The sequence below is a fragment of the Pseudomonas sp. OTU750018 genome, assembly GCF_011636575.1.
GTDB classification, from domain to species: domain Bacteria; phylum Pseudomonadota; class Gammaproteobacteria; order Pseudomonadales; family Pseudomonadaceae; genus Aquipseudomonas; species Aquipseudomonas peli.
The window spans coordinates 525,015-542,194 of the sequence record NZ_JAAPAU010000001.1 but is presented as its reverse complement, the minus strand read 5'-3'; the positions used below and the strand labels follow the sequence as shown (position 1 = coordinate 542,194).

The window sequence follows — 17,180 nt, the reverse complement described above, 5'->3', positions numbered from 1 at the left end:
ATGCGCAATAACTTTTACTGGGTATTTATCGTGCTGATTGCCGTGTTGGCAGGTCTGCAGTATCGCCTGTGGGTCGGCGATGGCAGCCTGGCGCAGGTGGCCCAGTTGCAGCAGCAGATCGCCGATCAACAGGGCGAAAACCAGCAGTTGCAAGAGCGCAACCGGATTCTCGAAGCAGAAGTGCTGGAGCTGAAAAGCGGTATGGAAACCGTCGAAGAGCGTGCGCGGCACGAGCTGGGCATGCTCAAAGAGGGCGAAACCCTCTATCAGTTGGCTGAATGAATACCTCTGATTTACCTCCTTTCTGGGCGTTGATCCCCGCTGCTGGCATTGGCAGCCGGATGCGCGCCGACCGGCCCAAGCAGTACCTGCAGCTGGCCGGCAAAAGCATTATCGAACACACCCTGGCGTGCTTTCTCGATCATCCGCAGCTGCGTGCAGTGGTTGTCAGCCTGGCGGCGGACGATCCCTACTGGCCGGCCCTGAGCTGCGCGCATGATCCACGCATCCATCGCGCCGATGGCGGTGCCGAACGCGCTGATTCGGTGCTCAATGGCTTGCTGCGTTTGAGTGAACTTGGCGCTCAGGAGCAGGATTGGGTGCTGGTGCACGATGCAGCGCGGCCTAACCTGGCACGTAGCGATCTCGATCTGCTGCTCAGCGAACTGGCCGATGATCCGGTAGGCGGCCTGTTGGCCGTGCCGGCGCGCGATACGCTCAAGCGTGCAGGCGCCGATGGTCGGGTGCAGGCTACGGTGGATCGTTCGACCATCTGGCAGGCCTTTACCCCGCAGATGTTCCGTCTCGGCGAATTGCAACATGCGCTGGCCGATGCGCTGATTGCCGGAGTGGCCATTACCGACGAGGCCTCGGCCATCGAATGGGCTGGACAGGCACCGCGCCTGATCGAAGGCCGTTCGGACAACCTCAAGGTCACTCGTCCTGAAGATCTGCGCAGCTTGGCCAGCCTTTGGCACCTGAAAAGCTAGCGATACTCGCTGCGTTGCGCTAACCCCTGTTTAAGAAACTCCACCAGCTGACGCACCTTGGGTGACAGGTGGCGTTGCTGTGGATAGAGCGCCCACACTGCAGTGTCCGGCGGTTGCTGGTTATCAAGCAACGAGACCAGCGCGCCGCTGCGCAAATGTTCCAGCACGTAGTAGTCCGGTAGCTGACACAGGCCAAGGCCGCGCAATGCGGCTTCCAGCACCGCCTGGCCACTGTTGCAGCGCCAGTTGCCCTGCACCCGCAGGCTGGAGTCGCGGCCATTGGCCTGAAAGCTCCAGAGATCCGAACTGCCGATCAGGCAGTTGTGCCGTGCCAGCTCTGACAACGAGTGCGGCCTGCCATAGCGCTGCAGGTACTCGGGGGCGGCGCACAGATACATCTGCCTTGGTGCCAGGCGGGTGGCCACCAGGCGTGAGTCCTGCAGGCGGCCCAGGCGGATGGCCAGATCGAGGCCGTCATGCAGCAGGTCAAGGGTACGGTTGCTTAGCTCGATTTCCACCCGCAATTGCGAATGCTGCAGCATAAAGTCGGTGACCAGCGGCACGATAAAACGCTCGCCGTAGGCCACCGCGCAGGTCATACGCAGCAGGCCTTTGGGCTCGCTGCCTAGATCGCCTACGGCGCGCAGGGCTTCTTCGCGGGCATCCTGCAGGCGCTGGCAGTGCTGTAAAAACGTCTGCCCGGCCTCGGTCAGCGCCACACGGCGGGTGCTGCGGTAGAACAGGCGGGTTTGCAGGCGCTCTTCCAGGCGGGCGATTTGTCGGCTGACCTGGGATGACGACAGGCTCAGGCGTTCGGCGGCGGCGGTGAACTGGCCGCACTCGGCTACGGCGACAAATTCATCGAGGCCTTCCCAGCGATTCATGGTGGATATCCTTGGTACGGTTTGATTGTCCCTGTATAGCAAGAATGTTTTGTTTTTTGGCGGATTATCTATCCGCATCACTGATCTACACTCTGCGCCACCGTTGAATCCGCTGGAGAGCGATCATGATCAAGTCCCGTGCTGCCGTAGCCTTTGCCCCCAATCAGCCGCTGCAAATCGTCGAAGTCGACGTGGCGCCGCCCAAGGCCGGTGAAGTGCTGGTGCGTATTGTCGCCACTGGCGTGTGCCACACCGATGCTTACACCCTGTCGGGCGAAGATTCCGAAGGGGTGTTCCCGGCGATTCTTGGTCACGAAGGCGGCGGCATCGTTGAGGCGATCGGTGAGGGCGTGACCTCGGTCAAGGTGGGTGATCACGTGATTCCGCTGTACACCGCCGAATGCCGCGCCTGCAAATTCTGCAAATCCGGCAAAACCAATCTGTGTAGCTCGGTACGCGCCACTCAGGGCAAGGGTCTGATGCCGGACGGCACCAGCCGCTTCAGCTACAACGGCGAGCCGATCTACCACTACATGGGCTGTTCGACCTTCTCCGAATACACCGTGTTGCCGGAAGTCTCCCTGGCGGTGATTCCCAAGGAAGCGCCGCTGGAGAAGGTCTGCCTGCTCGGTTGTGGCGTGACCACCGGTATCGGTGCCGTGCTCAACACCGCCAAGGTGGAGGAGGGCGCCACCGTGGCGATCTTCGGCCTTGGTGGTATCGGTCTCGCGGCAATCATCGGCGCGAAGATGGCCAAGGCTTCGCGCATCATCGCCATCGACATCAACCCGGCCAAGTTCGAGGTAGCCCTTGAGCTGGGCGCGACTGATTTCGTTAACCCGAAAGATTTCGCCAAGCCAATTCAGGAGGTCATCGTCGAGATGACCGACGGCGGCGTGGACTATTCCTTCGAATGCGTCGGCAATGTGCAACTGATGCGCGCGGCGCTGGAATGCGCGCACAAGGGTTGGGGCGAGTCGGTGATCATAGGTGTGGCCGGTGCCGGCCAGGAAATCAGTACCCGTCCGTTCCAGCTGGTGACCGGCCGCGTCTGGCGCGGTTCGGCCTTCGGCGGCGTCAAGGGCCGTACCGAGCTGCCGAGCTATGTGGAAAAGGCGCAGAAAGGCGAAATCCCGCTGGACACCTTTATCACCCACAACATGCCGCTGGAAGACATCAACAAGGCCTTTGACTTGATGCATGAAGGCAAGAGCATCCGCACCGTTATCCACTTCTGATTGCGTCGGGCGGCTTTCACGGCCGCCCAATGGAGGCCCTATGACCTTGGAAAATATTTCCTGCCAGAAGAGTGCCGGCGGCTGGCATAAGCGTTACCGGCATCGTTCAGCGGTGCTGGGCTGCGACATGGTGTTTGCCGTGTACCTGCCGCCGCAGGCAGAGCAGGGCGGCAAGCTGCCGGTGCTGTATTGGCTGAGCGGGCTGACCTGTACCGATGAGAACTTTATGCAGAAGGCCGGCGCGCACAAGTTGGCGGCCGAGCTGGGGATGATCATCGTCGCGCCGGATACCAGCCCGCGCGGCGCCGATGTGCCGGATGATCCGGACAAAGCCTGGGACTTCGGCCTCGGCGCCGGTTTCTACCTGAACGCCACCCAGGAACCCTGGGCGCGGCATTACCGCATGTACGACTATGTGGTGCAGGAGCTGCCGGCGCTGATCGAGGCGAATTTCCCGGTATCCGACAAGCGCGGCATCAGCGGCCACTCCATGGGCGGGCATGGTGCGTTGGTCTGTGCGCTGCGTAATCCGGGGCGCTATCAGTCGCTGTCGGCCTTTGCGCCGATCAGCAACCCGAGCAACTGTCCCTGGGGTGAGAAGGCGTTCTCGCGCTATCTCGGCGATGAACGTTCGCGCTGGCGCGAATGGGATGCCTGCGCCTTGCTCGCGGATGCACCGGAAAAACTGCCGATTCTGGTGGATCAAGGCGATCGTGATGATTTCCTGGAAAACCAGCTTAAGCCGGATGCTCTCAAAGCTGCGGCGCAGGCCGCTGGCCATCCGCTGACCCTGCGTCTGCAGCCGGGCTACGACCACAGCTACTACTTTATCGCCAGCTTTATCGATGACCATCTGCGTCATCACGCCAAGGCGCTGCTGAGCTGAACCGGCGCTGGCGGACGACGTTCGGTTCGCCAGCTAGCCGGCTCCTATAGGCAGCTTTCAGTTAGAATCACGCCCTGACTTTTTCAGGGCGTTGTTTCTTATGCGTATTGGCCACGGCTACGATGTGCACCGCTTTACCGAGGGCTCCTTTATTACCCTGGGCGGCGTGCAGATTTCCCATAAGTTCGGCCTGCTGGCCCATTCCGATGGCGACGTGCTGCTGCATGCCTTGAGCGATGCCTTGCTCGGCGCGGCCGCGCTGGGCGATATTGGTAAACACTTCCCGGATACCGATCCGACCTTCAAGGATGCGGACAGTCGCGTGCTGCTGCGCCATGTGCTCGGCCTTGTTCATGCCAAGGGCTGGCAGGTCGGCAATGTCGACGCCACCATCGTTGCCCAGGCGCCAAAGATGGCGCCGCATATCGAGACCATGCGTGCGCGGATTGCCGAAGACCTGCAGGTGAGTCTGGATCAGGTCAACGTCAAGGCCACCACCACCGAGAAACTCGGCTTTACCGGGCGTGAAGAAGGTATCGCCGTGCATGCCGTCGCGCTGTTGGTCGCCCGATGAACGAACTCGAACTGCTGGGCCCGCGCGCTCATGGCGCGCCATGCGGTACGGCGGTGCTCAAGGCCGTGGCGGAAGATTTTCAGGTCGATGAAGTGCTGGATATTCCCCTGGCCGGTGAAGGTGAACACCTCTGGCTGTGGGTGGAAAAGCGCGAGCTGAATACCGAGGAGGCGGCCAAGCGCATCGCCCGCGCCGCTGGCGTGCCGCTGAAACTGATCAGCTATGCCGGCCTCAAGGATCGCCAGGCCCTGACCCGTCAGTGGTTCAGCCTGCACCTGCCGGGCAAAGTCGATCCCGATTTGAGCGCAGCCGAAGATGCCAGTCTGAGCATCCTCAAGCAGGTGCGGCATAGCCGTAAGCTGCAGCGCGGTGCTCATGCGGCCAACGGTTTTACCCTACGTCTGACTCAGTTGGTTGCCGATCACGAGGCGCTGGACAAGCGCCTGACGCAAATCGCCGCCCAGGGCATTCCCAACTATTACGGCTTGCAGCGCTTCGGTCATGAAGGCGGTAATGTCGCCCATGCCCGGCATTTTGCGGCGAACAAGAGCCTGCCGGAGAAACGCAATGTGCGTTCGCGAGTGCTCTCGGCGGCGCGCAGCTATCTGTTCAATCAGGTGCTGGCCGAGCGGGTCGCCGCCGGCACTTGGAATCAGGCGCTGCTCGGTGACCTGCTGGCCTTTACCGACAGCCGCAGCTTCTTTGCTGCCGGCGAGGCGGAGTGCAGCGATCCGCGCCTGGCGATTCTCGATCTGCATCCGACGGGCCCGTTGTGGGGCGCAGGCGTCTCTAGCGCCGGCGGTTTGGCGCAGGCGCTGGAGCAGGATCTGGCTGGACGCGAAAACGTTCTGGTCGACTGGTTGGCAGAAGCGGACATGACGCACGAACGGCGTATCCTGCGCCTCCCCATTGGCGGCCTGTCGTGGCATTATCCTGAGCCTGACATTCTGCAACTGGAATTCGTCCTGCCGGCTGGATGCTTCGCCACCGTCTTGGTGCGTGAGCTCGTCGATCTGTTGCCTGCAGGGCAGACGGACAACCCATGCGTATTCTGATTTCCAATGATGACGGCGTTGCTGCGCCAGGCCTTGCTGCGCTGCATGCGGCGCTGGCCGACTATGCCGAGTGCACGGTGATTGCCCCTGATCAGGACAAGAGCGGTGCGAGCAGCTCGCTGACTCTCGACCGCCCCCTGCACCCGACCACCTTGCCCAATGGCTATATCAGCCTGAACGGCACACCGACCGATTGTGTGCACCTGGGTCTTAACGGCCTGTTGCCGCATGTGGCGGACCTGGTGGTGTCAGGCATCAACCTGGGCGCCAATCTCGGCGATGACGTGCTGTATTCCGGCACCGTCGCTGCGGCCCTAGAAGGGCGCTTTCTGGCCCGCCCGGCGTTTGCTTTCTCCCTGCTTTCGCGCATGCCGGACAACCTGGCCACCGCAGCCTATTTCGCCCGCAAGCTGGTCGAGGCGCATGAGCAGCTCGATCTGCCGCCACGCACCGTACTCAATGTGAATATCCCCAACCTGCCGCTGGAGCATATCCGCGGTATTCAGCTGACCCGCCTGGGTCATCGCGCCCGCGCTGCGGCGCCGGTGAAGGTGGTCAACCCGCGTGGTAAAGAGGGTTACTGGATCTCGGTGGCCGGTGATGCCGAAGATGGCGGCCCCGGCACGGATTTCCATGCGGTGATGCAAGGGTATGTCTCGGTCACCCCACTGCAGCTGGACCGTACTTTTGCTGATGGCTTCAACAGCCTGCAGCCCTGGTTGGAGGGGCTGCTGTGATCCGCCGGGAACAGGACGAGCTGCAGCATCGCGGCATCGGCATGACCTCACAGCGTACCCGCGAGCGGCTGATTCAGCGGCTGTACGAGGAAGGGCTGTCCAACGCCCATGTGCTGGAAACCATTCGCCGGACGCCGCGTCATCTGTTTGTCGATGAGGCTCTGGCCCATCGCGCCTATGAAGACACCGCCCTGCCAATCGGCAACAACCAGACCATCTCGCAGCCCTATATGGTCGCGCGCATGAGCGAGCTGCTGCTGGCGGCCGGTCCGCTGGACAAGGTGCTGGAGATCGGCACCGGCTCAGGCTATCAGACCGCGATTCTGGCGCAGCTGGTGGAGCGGGTGTTTAGCGTCGAGCGCATTCAGAGCCTGCAGGAAAAAGCCAAGGAGCGTCTGGCTCAGCTCAATTTACGCAATGTGGTATTTCGCTGGGGCGACGGCTGGGAAGGTTGGAACGCACTGGGCCCGTACAACGGCATCATCGTCACCGCAGCGGCGGCCAATGTGCCGCAGGCATTGCTCGATCAGCTGGCTCCGGGCGGGCGTCTGGTGATTCCCGTCGGTGCAGGCGATGTGCAGGAATTGTTGCTGATTGTCCGTGAAGAAGACGGCTTCTCCCGGCATGTGCTGGATGCGGTGCGCTTTGTGCCCCTGCTCAATGGGCCCCTGGCCTGATTCATTGTTTACGGATGAACTCATGAAGAAGTATTTCCTGCTCTACGCCAAAGGCATTGCCATGGGCGCTGCCGACGTAGTGCCCGGCGTATCCGGCGGTACTGTGGCTTTTATTACCGGTATCTATGACGAGCTGCTGCGCTCGATTGCCAGCGTGCCGGTAGCGTTAGGGCTATTTCTGCGCGGGCGTATCGTCGAGGCCTGGAAGGCTGCCAATGCGACATTTTTGCTGGTGCTGCTGCTGGGCATCATGACCAGTGTCCTGAGCCTCGCGCGCTTGATCACCTACCTGCTGGATGAGCAGCCGATCCCGGTCTGGTCGTTCTTCTTCGGTTTGATTCTGGTCTCCACGCACCTAGTGGTACGCGAAGTCCAGCGTTGGAACTGGACGCGCGTTGTCAGTCTGGTACTAGGAGCGGCATTCGCCTACTGGATTACCGTAGCGTCGCCGCTGCAGTGGGGGCATGACCCACTGAGCCTTTTCTTCGCGGGCGCTATTGCCATCTGCGCGATGATTCTGCCGGGCATCTCCGGCAGCTTTATTCTGGTGTTGCTGGGGCTGTACAGCTTCGTGCTGACCGCGGTGAAAGGGCTGGATATTACCGTGCTGCTGATTTTTGCCAGCGGTTGCCTGGTGGGAATTGTCAGCTTTGCCGGGATTCTGCGTTGGCTGCTGGCGCGCTGGCGTGACCTGACGCTGGCGTTTCTCACCGGGCTGATGATCGGTTCGCTGAACAAAATCTGGCCCTGGAAGGAAACCTTGACCTGGCGTACCGATAGCCATGGTGAACAGGTGCCGTTACTGCAAGCCAATCTCTGGCCTGCGCAGTTTGCCGAGATCAGCGGCCAGGACCCGCAGTTGCTCTTGGCGATTGCCCTGGCCATTGCCGGCATCCTGCTGGTGCTGGGCTTGGAGTGGTTGGCTGGGCGCAGTCCGCAAAGCGCTGGTGATAACCCATAATTGCGGCACAATGCATACCAGCAAGATGTAAGCAGTTTTACCCGAGGGAGATGCAGGTGAGTTTCACAGCCATTCAATTGCCGATTCGCGCCAGCAGTGCTCGTACCCTGTTGAGTGGCCTTGTCCTCAGTGCGCTGCTCAGTGCCTGTGCGAGCCCGCCACCGGGTGGCGTCAAGGTGGTTGACCGTGCCCATGGCGGCGCCAGTCAGGCACCGCAGCGTCAGCCGGTCAGCAGTGGCCAGTATCAGGTGCAACGTGGCGATACGCTGTACTCGATTGCTTTCCGCTTCGGCTGGGATTGGAAGGCGCTGGCTGCACGCAATGGCATTGCGCCGCCTTACCTGATCCGGGTTGGCCAGATCATTCGCTTTGATGGCCAGCCTGCCAGTCGCCCGCCCTTGGTAGCTACGGCTCCCGTGGTTAGCACTCCGTCCGGTCGCCCGAGCACACCCATTCAGGCCCGGCCCGTGCAGACCCAGCCGCCAACTCCAGTGAAAACCACCCCGGCCGTCACTGCGTTACCACCTACGCAGCGCTCTGCATCGGGCTGGCTGTGGCCTTCCAATGGGGCAGTTATCGGACGGTTTTCCTCAAACGGCAGTTTGAATAAAGGCATTGATATCGCCGGAGAATTGGGCCAGCCTGTTTTAGCTGCGTCTGATGGTTCAGTGGTCTACGCCGGGAGTGGTTTACGGGGCTACGGCGAATTAGTGATCATCAAACATAGCGATACCTACGTAAGCGCCTACGGCCACAACCGCAGGCTGTTGGTGCAGGAGGGGCAAAAGGTCAAAGCCGGGCAGAAAATTGCCGAAATGGGTTCCACAGGAACCGACCGGGTGAAACTTCACTTTGAAGTACGCCGCCAAGGTAAACCTGTCGACCCGCTGCAATACCTGCCGCGACGTTGATCTAGCGCTAGCCTGTCTCCACCACGTGGGAGGGACAGGCTTTGGTGTAACCAGGGATTTGGTCGCGCTAGGGCTTGCTGTCGAACTCAGCAAGGAATAACAAAAATGGCTCTCAATAAAAAAGAAGCGCCGGAGTTTGACGTCGATGATGAAGTGCTCCTGATGGAGCCCGCTATTGTCCTTGACGATGATTCAGACGAAGAAGCGCTACCGCCACTTTCCCGCAGCAAAGCAAAAGCATCCACAGCTAGCAGCAAGCAGCATAAATACATCGATTACACCCGCGCGCTCGACGCCACCCAGCTGTACCTCAACGAAATCGGCTTTTCCCCTCTCCTGACCCCTGAAGAAGAAGTGTTCTTTGCGCGCCTGGCGCAGAAGGGCGACCCTGCTGGCCGCAAGCGCATGATCGAAAGCAACCTGCGCCTGGTCGTGAAAATCGCTCGTCGTTACGTCAATCGGGGCTTGTCCCTACTGGATCTGATTGAAGAGGGCAACCTCGGTCTGATCCGCGCGGTGGAGAAATTCGACCCCGAGCGTGGTTTCCGTTTCTCGACTTATGCCACCTGGTGGATCCGTCAGACCATCGAGCGGGCGATCATGAATCAGACCCGCACCATTCGTTTACCTATTCATGTGGTCAAAGAGCTCAACGTCTACCTACGTGCTGCTCGCGAATTGACCCAGAAGCTCGACCACGAGCCTTCGGCAGAAGAAATTGCCAACCTGCTGGAAAAACCGGTGGGTGAAGTTAAACGCATGCTCGGCCTGAATGAGCGTGTGTCCTCGGTGGACGTTTCACTGGGCCAGGATTCGGATAAAACCCTGCTCGATACCCTGACCGATGATCGTCCGACCGATCCCTGCGAGTTGCTGCAGGATGATGATCTGTCACAGAGCATCGATCAGTGGCTGTCCGAACTGACTGACAAGCAGCGTGAGGTGGTGATTCGCCGCTTCGGCCTACGCGGCCATGAAAGCTGCACCCTGGAAGAGGTTGGCCAGGAAATCGGCCTGACCCGCGAGCGCGTTCGGCAGATTCAGGTCGAAGCACTCAAGCGTCTGCGGGAAATTCTGGAGAAGAACGGTCTGTCGAGCGATTCACTGTTCCAGTGAAGTGAGCTTGATGTGTTAACACTCAACCCGGCCCTGGCCGGGTTTTTTGTACCTGTGTTCCATGCTAGCCACTCTCTAGTGAGTGTCATGGATGACGCCAGAAGCTATTCCTGGCGAGTTTTGTGAGTACTTGTGTAAGCCATTGCTTACAGGGTTCGTAAGCCATTGGTGCGCAAGGCAGCCGGTGAAGTGCTCTTTTTTGTTTTAAGTTATTGTTTTTAAACAATATTTAATTTTATTGGCGAAGGCTAAAGACCATTTGGATGGAGTTTTAAGCGCTTGTTAGGAAGGCAGAAATCGCTAGTATTACACCTGTGCTCAGGGACAAGCACAGGTTGTCAGTAAGATAATCAGGACATCGCAAGACGCGATTCATCAGGATGATGAGCTGGGAAATACAGGGACTAGGGACAAAAGAGTGGGCGACGCGAGTCGCCCCTTTTTTTGCCCGCGTTTTCTGTGCCCATCATTTGCAGATCACTCTGCGGGCCTTGCTTCAGGTTATTTCTGGCCTGCAGAGAAGTAAAAACCCGCGAAAGGCGGGTTTTTGTGTAGCCAGCGCAGCTAAGTACTAGCGTTCCAGATACTGCAGCTTGTCCTTCACGCCATCCCACTCTTCAGCGTCCGGCAGGGACTCTTTCTTCTCGGTGATATTTGGCCAGACTTCGGCCAGATCAGCGTTCAGTTCGATGTATTCCTGCTGATCTTCCGGCACCTCATCTTCGGAGAAGATGGCTTGTGCAGGACACTCAGGCTCGCAGAGTGCGCAATCGATGCACTCGTCCGGGTGGATCACCAGGAAGTTCGGGCCTTCGTAGAAGCAGTCCACCGGGCAGACTTCTACGCAGTCGGTGTATTTGCATTTGACGCAGTTGTCGGTAACGACGAAGGTCATTTCTGATTCTCTCCTCGGGCGCCAGCCTGCCCCGTTCTATGCGGGTTTCAGCAGGCTAGGGGTAATGGCCACGGCTCAGGCTTTAAGTCGGGCAGTCATAAAAATGCGCGCGATTCTAACAGTTCGCACGCAATAACGTTAGAAGCGTGTCTTCCATGTATATAACAGTTCCAGCGCTTTACGCGGAGTCAGATCATCCGGGTTGATCTTGCGTAATTCCTCCTGCAGCGGATGCGGCAGGCTGGCGAACATATCGCTTTGCATCGGTGCGGCCGCCTGGCCAGGCTGCGTAGGCGGTAGTTCGTGGGGCAGGCTGGTGGTTTCCAGGCGCGCCAGGTGCTCGCGGGCGCGCAGGATTACCTCATTCGGCACGCCCGCCAGTTGCGCCACGGCCAGGCCATAGCTTTGGCTGGCGGGGCCAGGCAATACGTGGTGGAGGAACACGATGCGCTCATTGTGCTCGGTGGCATTCAAATGCACGTTGGCCACGATTGGCTGGCTTTCCGGCAGCACGGTCAGCTCGAAATAGTGGGTGGCAAACAGTGTATAAGCGCGCAGCTTGGCCAGTTGTTCGGCAGCCGCCCAGGCCAGCGACAGACCGTCGAAGGTGCTGGTGCCGCGGCCGACTTCGTCCATCAACACCAGGCTGCGTTCACTGGCGTTATGCAGTATGTTGGCGGTTTCACTCATCTCCACCATAAAGGTTGAGCGGCCACCGGCCAGGTCATCACTCGAACCGATGCGAGTAAAGATGCGGTCAACCAAGGACAGCTCGCAGCTTTTCGCCGGCACGAAGCTGCCGATATGCGCGAGCAGCACGATCAGCGCGGTCTGGCGCATATAGGTGGATTTACCACCCATGTTCGGCCCGGTGATGATCAGCATGCGCGTGTCATCGTCCAGGCTCAGGTCGTTGGCCACAAAGGGTGTGGTCAGTACCTGCTCGACCACCGGGTGACGACCCTGGTCGATGCGCATGCACTGCTCGTCAACAAAGCGTGGGCGATTGAGATCCAGATTCAGCGCGCGCTCAGCCAGGTTGCTCAATACGTCCAGCTCGGCCAGGGCCGCTGCGCTGTCTTGCAGCGGGCCAAGGTGGCTGATCAGGCGTTCGAGCAGCTCGTCATAGAGCATTTTCTCGCGGGCCAGGGCGCGGCTCTTGGCCGACAGCGCCTTGTCTTCGAACTCCTTGAGCTCGGGAGTGATAAAGCGCTCGGCGCCTTTCAGGGTCTGCCGGCGGATATAGTCGGCCGGAGCCGATTCGGCCTGCTTGCTGGGCAGCTCGATAAAGTAGCCGTGCACGCGGTTGTAACCGACCTTGAGGTTGGCCAGGCCGGTGCGGGCCTTCTCGCGGGTTTCCAGATCCATCAGATACTGGCCGGCGTTTTCGCTGAGCGATTGCAGCTCGTCCAGTTCGGCGTCGTAGCCGGTCTTGAGCACGCCGCCGTCGCGAATTACCGCCGGTGGATTGTCATTGATGGCGCGGACCAGCAGTTCGGCCAGTTCCGGGTAGGTGCTGACTACGCCTGCCAGCTCGGCGAGGTGCGGCGCTTCCAGATTGGTCATGGCCATCTGCAGCGTGGGCAGGGCGGCGAGGGCGTCGCGCAGGCGCGCCAGGTCACGGGGGCGCGCATTGCGCAGCCCGATTCGCGCCAGAATGCGCTCCAGATCGCCGATTTCCTTCAGCTGCGGCTGCAGGGTCTCAAATCGGTAGCGTTCCAGCAGGCAGGCAATCGATTCTTGGCGCGCTTCCAGAATGGACTGGTCACGCAGAGGGCGGTTCAACCAGCGGCTAAGCAGGCGACTGCCCATAGCGGTCTGGCAACGGTCGACCACCGATTGCAGGGTATTCTCGCGCCCGCCAGCGAGGTTGATATCCAGCTCCAGATTGCGTCGGCTGGCGCCGTCGAGAATCACCGTGTCGTCGAGGCGCTCGTGACGCAGGCTGCGTAGGTGTGGTAGGGCAGTGCGCTGGGTTTCCTTGGCGTAAGCCAGCAGACAACCAGCAGCGCCGATGGCCAGGGTCAGACTCTCGCAGCCGAAGCCTTTCAGATCCTGGGTGGCGAACTGTTGGCACAGGCTCTTATGAGCTGTGTCGCGTTCAAAGTCCCAAGGCGCGCGACGGCGTACGCCGCGACGTTTTTCCGCCGGCAAGCCTTGCGGCCAGTCATCGGGAATCAGCAGTTCAACTGGATTCAGGCGTTCCAGCTCGGCCAGCAGGTTTTCCCAGCCGTTGATCTCCAGCACGCTGAAGCGGCCGCTGGTGATATCCAGTACGGCCAAGCCAAACAGGCGCTCATCACCTAGCACCGCTGCCAACAGGTTGTCGCGGCGCTCGTCGAGCAGCGCCTCGTCGCTGACGGTGCCGGGGGTGATGATCCGCACCACCTGGCGTTCCACCGGGCCTTTGCTGGTAGCCGGGTCGCCGATCTGCTCGCAGATCACCACCGACTCGCCCAGCTTGACCAGCTTGGCCAGGTAGCCCTCCAGCGAGTGGTAGGGAATCCCGCACATGGGAATCGCCTGCCCGGCGGATTGGCCGCGAGCAGTCAGGGTGATATCCAGCAGCTTGGCAGCCTTTTTCGCGTCCTCGTAGAAGATCTCGTAGAAGTCGCCCATGCGGTAAAACATCAGCTGTTCCGGGTGCTGATTTTTCAGCTTCCAGTACTGCTGCATCATCGGCGTGTGAGAACTGAGGTCGCTTTGGCTCATCGTTTTAACTGTCCGGCTGAATCGCAAAAGCGCCTAGTGTACGGTATCGACCTGGCTGGCTTTAACCCCGGAGTGCAGATGACTGCTAATGAAAATGCCCTGACCCAACTGGCTGCCGAGCTGGGCGGGCAGCTGATTGCCGCCAAAGCTCAGGTGACGACAGCCGAATCCTGCACCGGCGGCGGTATTGCCGAGGCGATTACCCGGATTCCCGGTAGCTCGGCTTGGTTTGAAGCCGGTTATGTCACTTACTCCAACGCGCAGAAAACCAAGCAGCTGAGTGTGCCCGAGATGCTGTTCGCTACGGTTGGCGCGGTGAGTCAGGAAGTGGTCGAGACCATGGTGCGGGGGGCACAAGCCAATAGTGGAGCGCGCTTTGCGGTGGCGGTCAGCGGTGTCGCGGGGCCGGATGGCGGTTCGCCAGAGAAACCGGTGGGCACGGTCTGGCTGGCCTGGGGCGATGGTGAGCAGCTATTCAGTGCGCGCCGGCAGTTTGCCGGGGATCGCAGCGAAGTTCGCCGACAAACGGTCGAGGCCGCGCTGGCTGGGCTGTTGCGCCTGCTTGCGCAAGAAAATCCAAACGCGGGGTAGGCGGGCGACTTGCCCTGTGGAATAATACTGTCTACTTATACAGTTGTTGGTGGCCGCTAGCTGGCCCTTCTTGATTACGTGAGGACTTAAATGGACGAGAATAAGAAGCGCGCCTTGGCGGCAGCCCTGGGCCAGATTGAAAAGCAATTCGGCAAAGGTGCAGTGATGCGCATGGGCGATCACGATCGCCAGGCGATTCCGGCCATCTCCACCGGTTCGCTGGGTCTGGATATCGCGCTGGGCATTGGCGGCCTGCCGAAAGGCCGAATCGTTGAAATCTACGGCCCAGAGTCCTCGGGTAAAACCACCCTGACCCTGTCGGTGATCGCCGAAGCGCAAAAGCTCGGCGCCACCTGCGCCTTCGTCGATGCTGAGCATGCACTCGACCCGGACTATGCCGGCAAACTCGGCGTCAATGTCGATGACCTGCTGGTGTCGCAGCCGGATACCGGCGAACAGGCCCTGGAAATCACCGATATGCTGGTACGCTCCAACGCTGTTGACGTGATCATCGTCGACTCCGTGGCGGCCCTGGTGCCGAAGGCGGAAATCGAAGGTGAAATGGGCGATATGCACGTCGGCCTGCAGGCCCGCCTGATGAGCCAGGCGCTGCGCAAGATCACGGGCAATATCAAGAACGCCAACTGCCTGGTGATCTTCATTAACCAGATCCGTATGAAGATCGGCGTGATGTTCGGCAGTCCGGAAACCACCACCGGTGGTAACGCCCTGAAGTTCTATGCTTCGGTTCGCCTGGACATCCGCCGTACTGGCGCGGTGAAGGAAGGCGATGAAGTGGTCGGTAGCGAAACCCGCGTCAAAGTGGTGAAGAACAAGGTCGCGCCGCCGTTCCGTCAGGCCGAGTTCCAGATTCTTTACGGCAAGGGCATCTACCGCAACGGCGAGATCATCGATCTCGGCGTGCAGCTCGGTCTGCTGGAAAAATCCGGCGCTTGGTACAGCTACCAGGGCAACAAGATCGGTCAGGGCAAGGCCAACTCGGCCAAGTACCTGGAAGACAACCCGGAAGTGGCACGCACCATCGAAGGCTTGATTCGCGAGAAGTTGCTGGTGGTCAGCCCTACGGTCAAGGCCAACTCCACGGCCGATGACCTGGCTGACGCCGACGCCTGATTTGTCTGCCTATGTCCGTTGCTCTGGATAACCCCGTCGCGGTGCGGCGGGCGGCTATGGATCTGCTGGCGCGCCGCGAACATGGTCGAGTCGAGTTGACCCGCAAGTTGCGCAGTCGTGGAGCGGCGGATGAGTTGATCGAAGCCGCTCTCGATCGCCTGGCTGAAGAAGGCTTGCTGTCTGAGGCGCGTTACCTGGAAGCCTTTGTCAGCTACCGCGCGCGCGCCGGCTACGGGCCGTTGCGCATTCGTGAAGAGCTGACCCAGCGTGGCCTGGCCCGTAGTGATGTCGAGCAGGCCTTGCGCGACAGTGGTATCGATTGGCGTGAACATCTGCAGGAAACCTGGCAACGCAAGTTTGCCGGTGAGCTGCCCTGTGATGCCCGCGAGCGTGCCCAGCAGGGACGCTTTCTTAGCTATCGGGGTTATCCGCCTGAGCTGATTGGGCGGCTGCTACGCGGTGTACTGGACGACTAAGCCGCAGCTGGCTGTTGTTCGGGCTGCCTGTATCAGTACTTCTGTTTACCCATTACTTACTTTCACACGCCGATGATGCTGCAGTACTGGAAGCCAATGCTTCCCGTACTGAAATGCGTGTGGCTGATCTTTTCTTGTTAGCCAGCTGAGCCACGACTACCGATAGCCCGCAAGCAGGCTATCGGTTGGGCGATACATCAGTGGTTTTCCGCCCAGTTGTGCGACTGATTGACCAGGTCCAGCAGTTCGCGCAAGCGGCCGTGGTTGCGTCCGTTAAAGGCGAAAGCCAGGCGCGTCATGTGGCACAGCTCCGGTTCGTCCTGCTCGGAGTCGCAGCGCGCTTGCTGCTGGAAGTCGCCGTGCATGCACAGGTCGCGGAACTCATCGTTCAGCTGCTGCATGGCCGCTTCGCTCAGCGCATGGTTGAGGCGAATAACGTAGCGTTCCTTGATCCAGCGGCTGGAGTGATAGTTGCGGTAGAACTGGGCTATTTCCTCGGCGGCCTCTTCGGCGCTGTGCACCAGGCGCATCAGGCGCATATCGCTGGGCAGGATATAGCCGTTGTCCTGCAGTTGTTCCTGCAAAAACGTCAGGGCGCTGGTCCAGAAAGTACCGCCAGGCTGGTCGAGTAACACCACCGGTACCAGTGGGCTTTTCCCGGTCTGGATCAGGGTCAGCACTTCCAGTGCTTCGTCCAGGGTGCCGAAACCACCTGGGCAAAGCACTAGGCCGTCGGCCTCCTTGACGAAGAACAGTTTGCGCAGAAAGAAGAAGTGGAACGACAGCAGGTTATTGCTGCCTTGCACGGTGGCATTGGCGCCTTGCTCGAAGGGTAGGGTGATATTGAAGCCCAGGCTGTTTTCCAGCCCGGCACCTTCATGGGCGGCCGCCATAATGCCGCCACCGGCGCCGGTAATGACCATCAGGTTGTGCTTGGCCAGGGTAGCGCCCAGGTCGCGGGCCAGGCTGTAAACCGGGTGGTTGGGCGGGGTGCGTGCCGAGCCGAAGACGGTCACCTTGCGCCGCCGTTTGAACTGTTCCAGTGTGCTGAAGGCATGCTCCATTTCGCGTAGGGTCTGCAGCATGATCTTGGCATCCCAGCGGTTGCGGTCGGCCTGGGCCATGCGCACAACCGTGCCGAGCATGGCCTGGTAGAGCTTGGTATTGGGGCTGTCGGGCGGTGCTGCGAGGATGCCCAGTTCTTCCACTCGGGTGGTCAGGTCGACGCCACTGGTCTGAAAATGCCGGGACAGAAAATCGTCCGATTCATCGGGCATACAACTTCTCCTTCTGGTTGCCGGCCGAGCAGCTTATTGCTGTGTCGGCCTTGTCCTGAGTATGGCT

Annotated in this window: 18 protein-coding genes; 14 read left to right on the top strand and 4 right to left on the bottom strand. The window is 60.2% G+C overall.

Translation table 11 applies throughout. From position 1 onward, the window contains the following. Both ftsB and ispD read left to right on the top strand, forming a co-directional pair. On the top strand, positions 1-282 hold the full coding sequence (gene ftsB / locus HCI85_RS02710; protein WP_090248365.1) for a cell division protein FtsB: 282 nt from the start codon (positions 1-3) through the stop codon (positions 280-282). Next, a complete protein-coding gene (gene ispD, locus HCI85_RS02705) occupies positions 279-989 on the top strand; it encodes a 2-C-methyl-D-erythritol 4-phosphate cytidylyltransferase (RefSeq protein WP_167141683.1) in 711 nt (236 codons plus the stop codon). The genes ftsB and ispD overlap by 4 nt, the downstream gene beginning before the upstream one ends. On the opposite strand, the gene HCI85_RS02700 is transcribed toward ispD, so the two are convergent. After that, on the bottom strand, positions 986-1,873 hold the full coding sequence (locus HCI85_RS02700) for a LysR family transcriptional regulator (RefSeq protein ID WP_167141681.1): 888 nt from the start codon (positions 1,871-1,873) through the stop codon (positions 986-988). The two genes, ispD and HCI85_RS02700, sit on opposite strands and share 4 nt — an antisense overlap. Positions 1,874-1,998: 125 nt before the next feature. Here HCI85_RS02700 and HCI85_RS02695 point away from each other — a divergent pair, with 125 nt between their 5' ends. The 9 genes from HCI85_RS02695 to rpoS all read left to right on the top strand — a co-directional run bounded on the left by HCI85_RS02695 (position 1,999) and on the right by rpoS (position 10,028). Continuing rightward, positions 1,999-3,111 carry an S-(hydroxymethyl)glutathione dehydrogenase/class III alcohol dehydrogenase gene (locus HCI85_RS02695; protein WP_167141679.1) on the top strand — a complete coding sequence of 371 codons (1,113 nt, stop codon included), beginning with the start codon at positions 1,999-2,001 and terminating at the stop codon, positions 3,109-3,111. Between the two features lie 40 nt (positions 3,112-3,151). Next, the gene (gene fghA / locus HCI85_RS02690) at positions 3,152-3,997 is read left to right on the top strand and encodes an S-formylglutathione hydrolase (RefSeq protein WP_167141676.1); all 846 of its coding nucleotides are present in this window, start codon (positions 3,152-3,154) and stop codon (positions 3,995-3,997) included. Between the two features lie 100 nt (positions 3,998-4,097). Further along, positions 4,098-4,571, top strand: coding sequence for a 2-C-methyl-D-erythritol 2,4-cyclodiphosphate synthase (ispF, locus tag HCI85_RS02685; RefSeq protein ID WP_167141674.1), 474 nt, complete (start codon positions 4,098-4,100; stop codon positions 4,569-4,571). Beyond that, a complete protein-coding gene (gene truD / locus HCI85_RS02680; protein WP_167141672.1) occupies positions 4,568-5,626 on the top strand; it encodes a tRNA pseudouridine(13) synthase TruD in 1,059 nt (352 codons plus the stop codon). Before ispF ends, truD begins: the two co-directional genes overlap by 4 nt. Next, positions 5,614-6,363 carry a 5'/3'-nucleotidase SurE gene (surE, locus tag HCI85_RS02675; RefSeq protein WP_167141670.1) on the top strand — a complete coding sequence of 250 codons (750 nt, stop codon included), beginning with the start codon at positions 5,614-5,616 and terminating at the stop codon, positions 6,361-6,363. The genes truD and surE overlap by 13 nt, the downstream gene beginning before the upstream one ends. A gap of 41 nt (positions 6,364-6,404) precedes the next feature. Then, the gene (locus tag HCI85_RS02670) at positions 6,405-7,040 is read left to right on the top strand and encodes a protein-L-isoaspartate(D-aspartate) O-methyltransferase (protein WP_167144219.1); all 636 of its coding nucleotides are present in this window, start codon (positions 6,405-6,407) and stop codon (positions 7,038-7,040) included. A 22-nt stretch (positions 7,041-7,062) separates the two neighbouring features. Further along, entirely contained in the window at positions 7,063-8,001 is a 939-nt protein-coding gene (locus HCI85_RS02665) for a DUF368 domain-containing protein (protein ID WP_167141668.1), read from the top strand. Positions 8,002-8,057: 56 nt separating this feature from the next. Continuing rightward, complete coding sequence (locus HCI85_RS02660; RefSeq protein ID WP_241693715.1) at positions 8,058-8,912, top strand: peptidoglycan DD-metalloendopeptidase family protein; 855 nt, start codon at positions 8,058-8,060, stop codon at positions 8,910-8,912. Positions 8,913-9,017: 105 nt separating this feature from the next. Continuing rightward, positions 9,018-10,028: an RNA polymerase sigma factor RpoS gene (gene rpoS, locus HCI85_RS02655; protein ID WP_167141665.1), complete on the top strand. Its 1,011-nt coding sequence runs from the start codon at positions 9,018-9,020 to the stop codon at positions 10,026-10,028. Positions 10,029-10,599: 571 nt separating this feature from the next. Here the strand turns inward: rpoS and fdxA are convergent. Together fdxA and mutS are read right to left on the bottom strand one after the other, a co-directional pair. Next, the gene (fdxA, locus tag HCI85_RS02650) at positions 10,600-10,923 is read right to left on the bottom strand and encodes a ferredoxin FdxA (RefSeq protein WP_090248347.1); all 324 of its coding nucleotides are present in this window, start codon (positions 10,921-10,923) and stop codon (positions 10,600-10,602) included. A 138-nt stretch (positions 10,924-11,061) separates the two neighbouring features. After that, positions 11,062-13,635 (bottom strand): DNA mismatch repair protein MutS, encoded by a 2,574-nt coding sequence (gene mutS / locus HCI85_RS02645; protein WP_167141663.1) that lies wholly within the window; start codon positions 13,633-13,635, stop codon positions 11,062-11,064. A 78-nt stretch (positions 13,636-13,713) separates the two neighbouring features. Here mutS and HCI85_RS02640 point away from each other — a divergent pair, with 78 nt between their 5' ends. The 3 genes from HCI85_RS02640 (at position 13,714) to recX (ending at position 15,836) form a co-directional block, all read left to right on the top strand. Further along, positions 13,714-14,226: a CinA family protein gene (locus tag HCI85_RS02640; RefSeq protein ID WP_167141661.1), complete on the top strand. Its 513-nt coding sequence runs from the start codon at positions 13,714-13,716 to the stop codon at positions 14,224-14,226. Positions 14,227-14,316: 90 nt separating this feature from the next. Further along, complete coding sequence (recA, locus tag HCI85_RS02635; RefSeq protein ID WP_160085113.1) at positions 14,317-15,360, top strand: recombinase RecA; 1,044 nt, start codon at positions 14,317-14,319, stop codon at positions 15,358-15,360. An 11-nt stretch (positions 15,361-15,371) separates the two neighbouring features. Continuing rightward, positions 15,372-15,836: a recombination regulator RecX gene (gene recX / locus HCI85_RS02630; RefSeq protein WP_167141659.1), complete on the top strand. Its 465-nt coding sequence runs from the start codon at positions 15,372-15,374 to the stop codon at positions 15,834-15,836. A 197-nt stretch (positions 15,837-16,033) separates the two neighbouring features. Here recX and HCI85_RS02625 read toward each other — a convergent pair whose 3' ends face one another. Next, the gene (locus tag HCI85_RS02625) at positions 16,034-17,113 is read right to left on the bottom strand and encodes an LOG family protein (RefSeq protein ID WP_167141656.1); all 1,080 of its coding nucleotides are present in this window, start codon (positions 17,111-17,113) and stop codon (positions 16,034-16,036) included. Positions 17,114-17,180 lie beyond the last annotated feature (67 nt).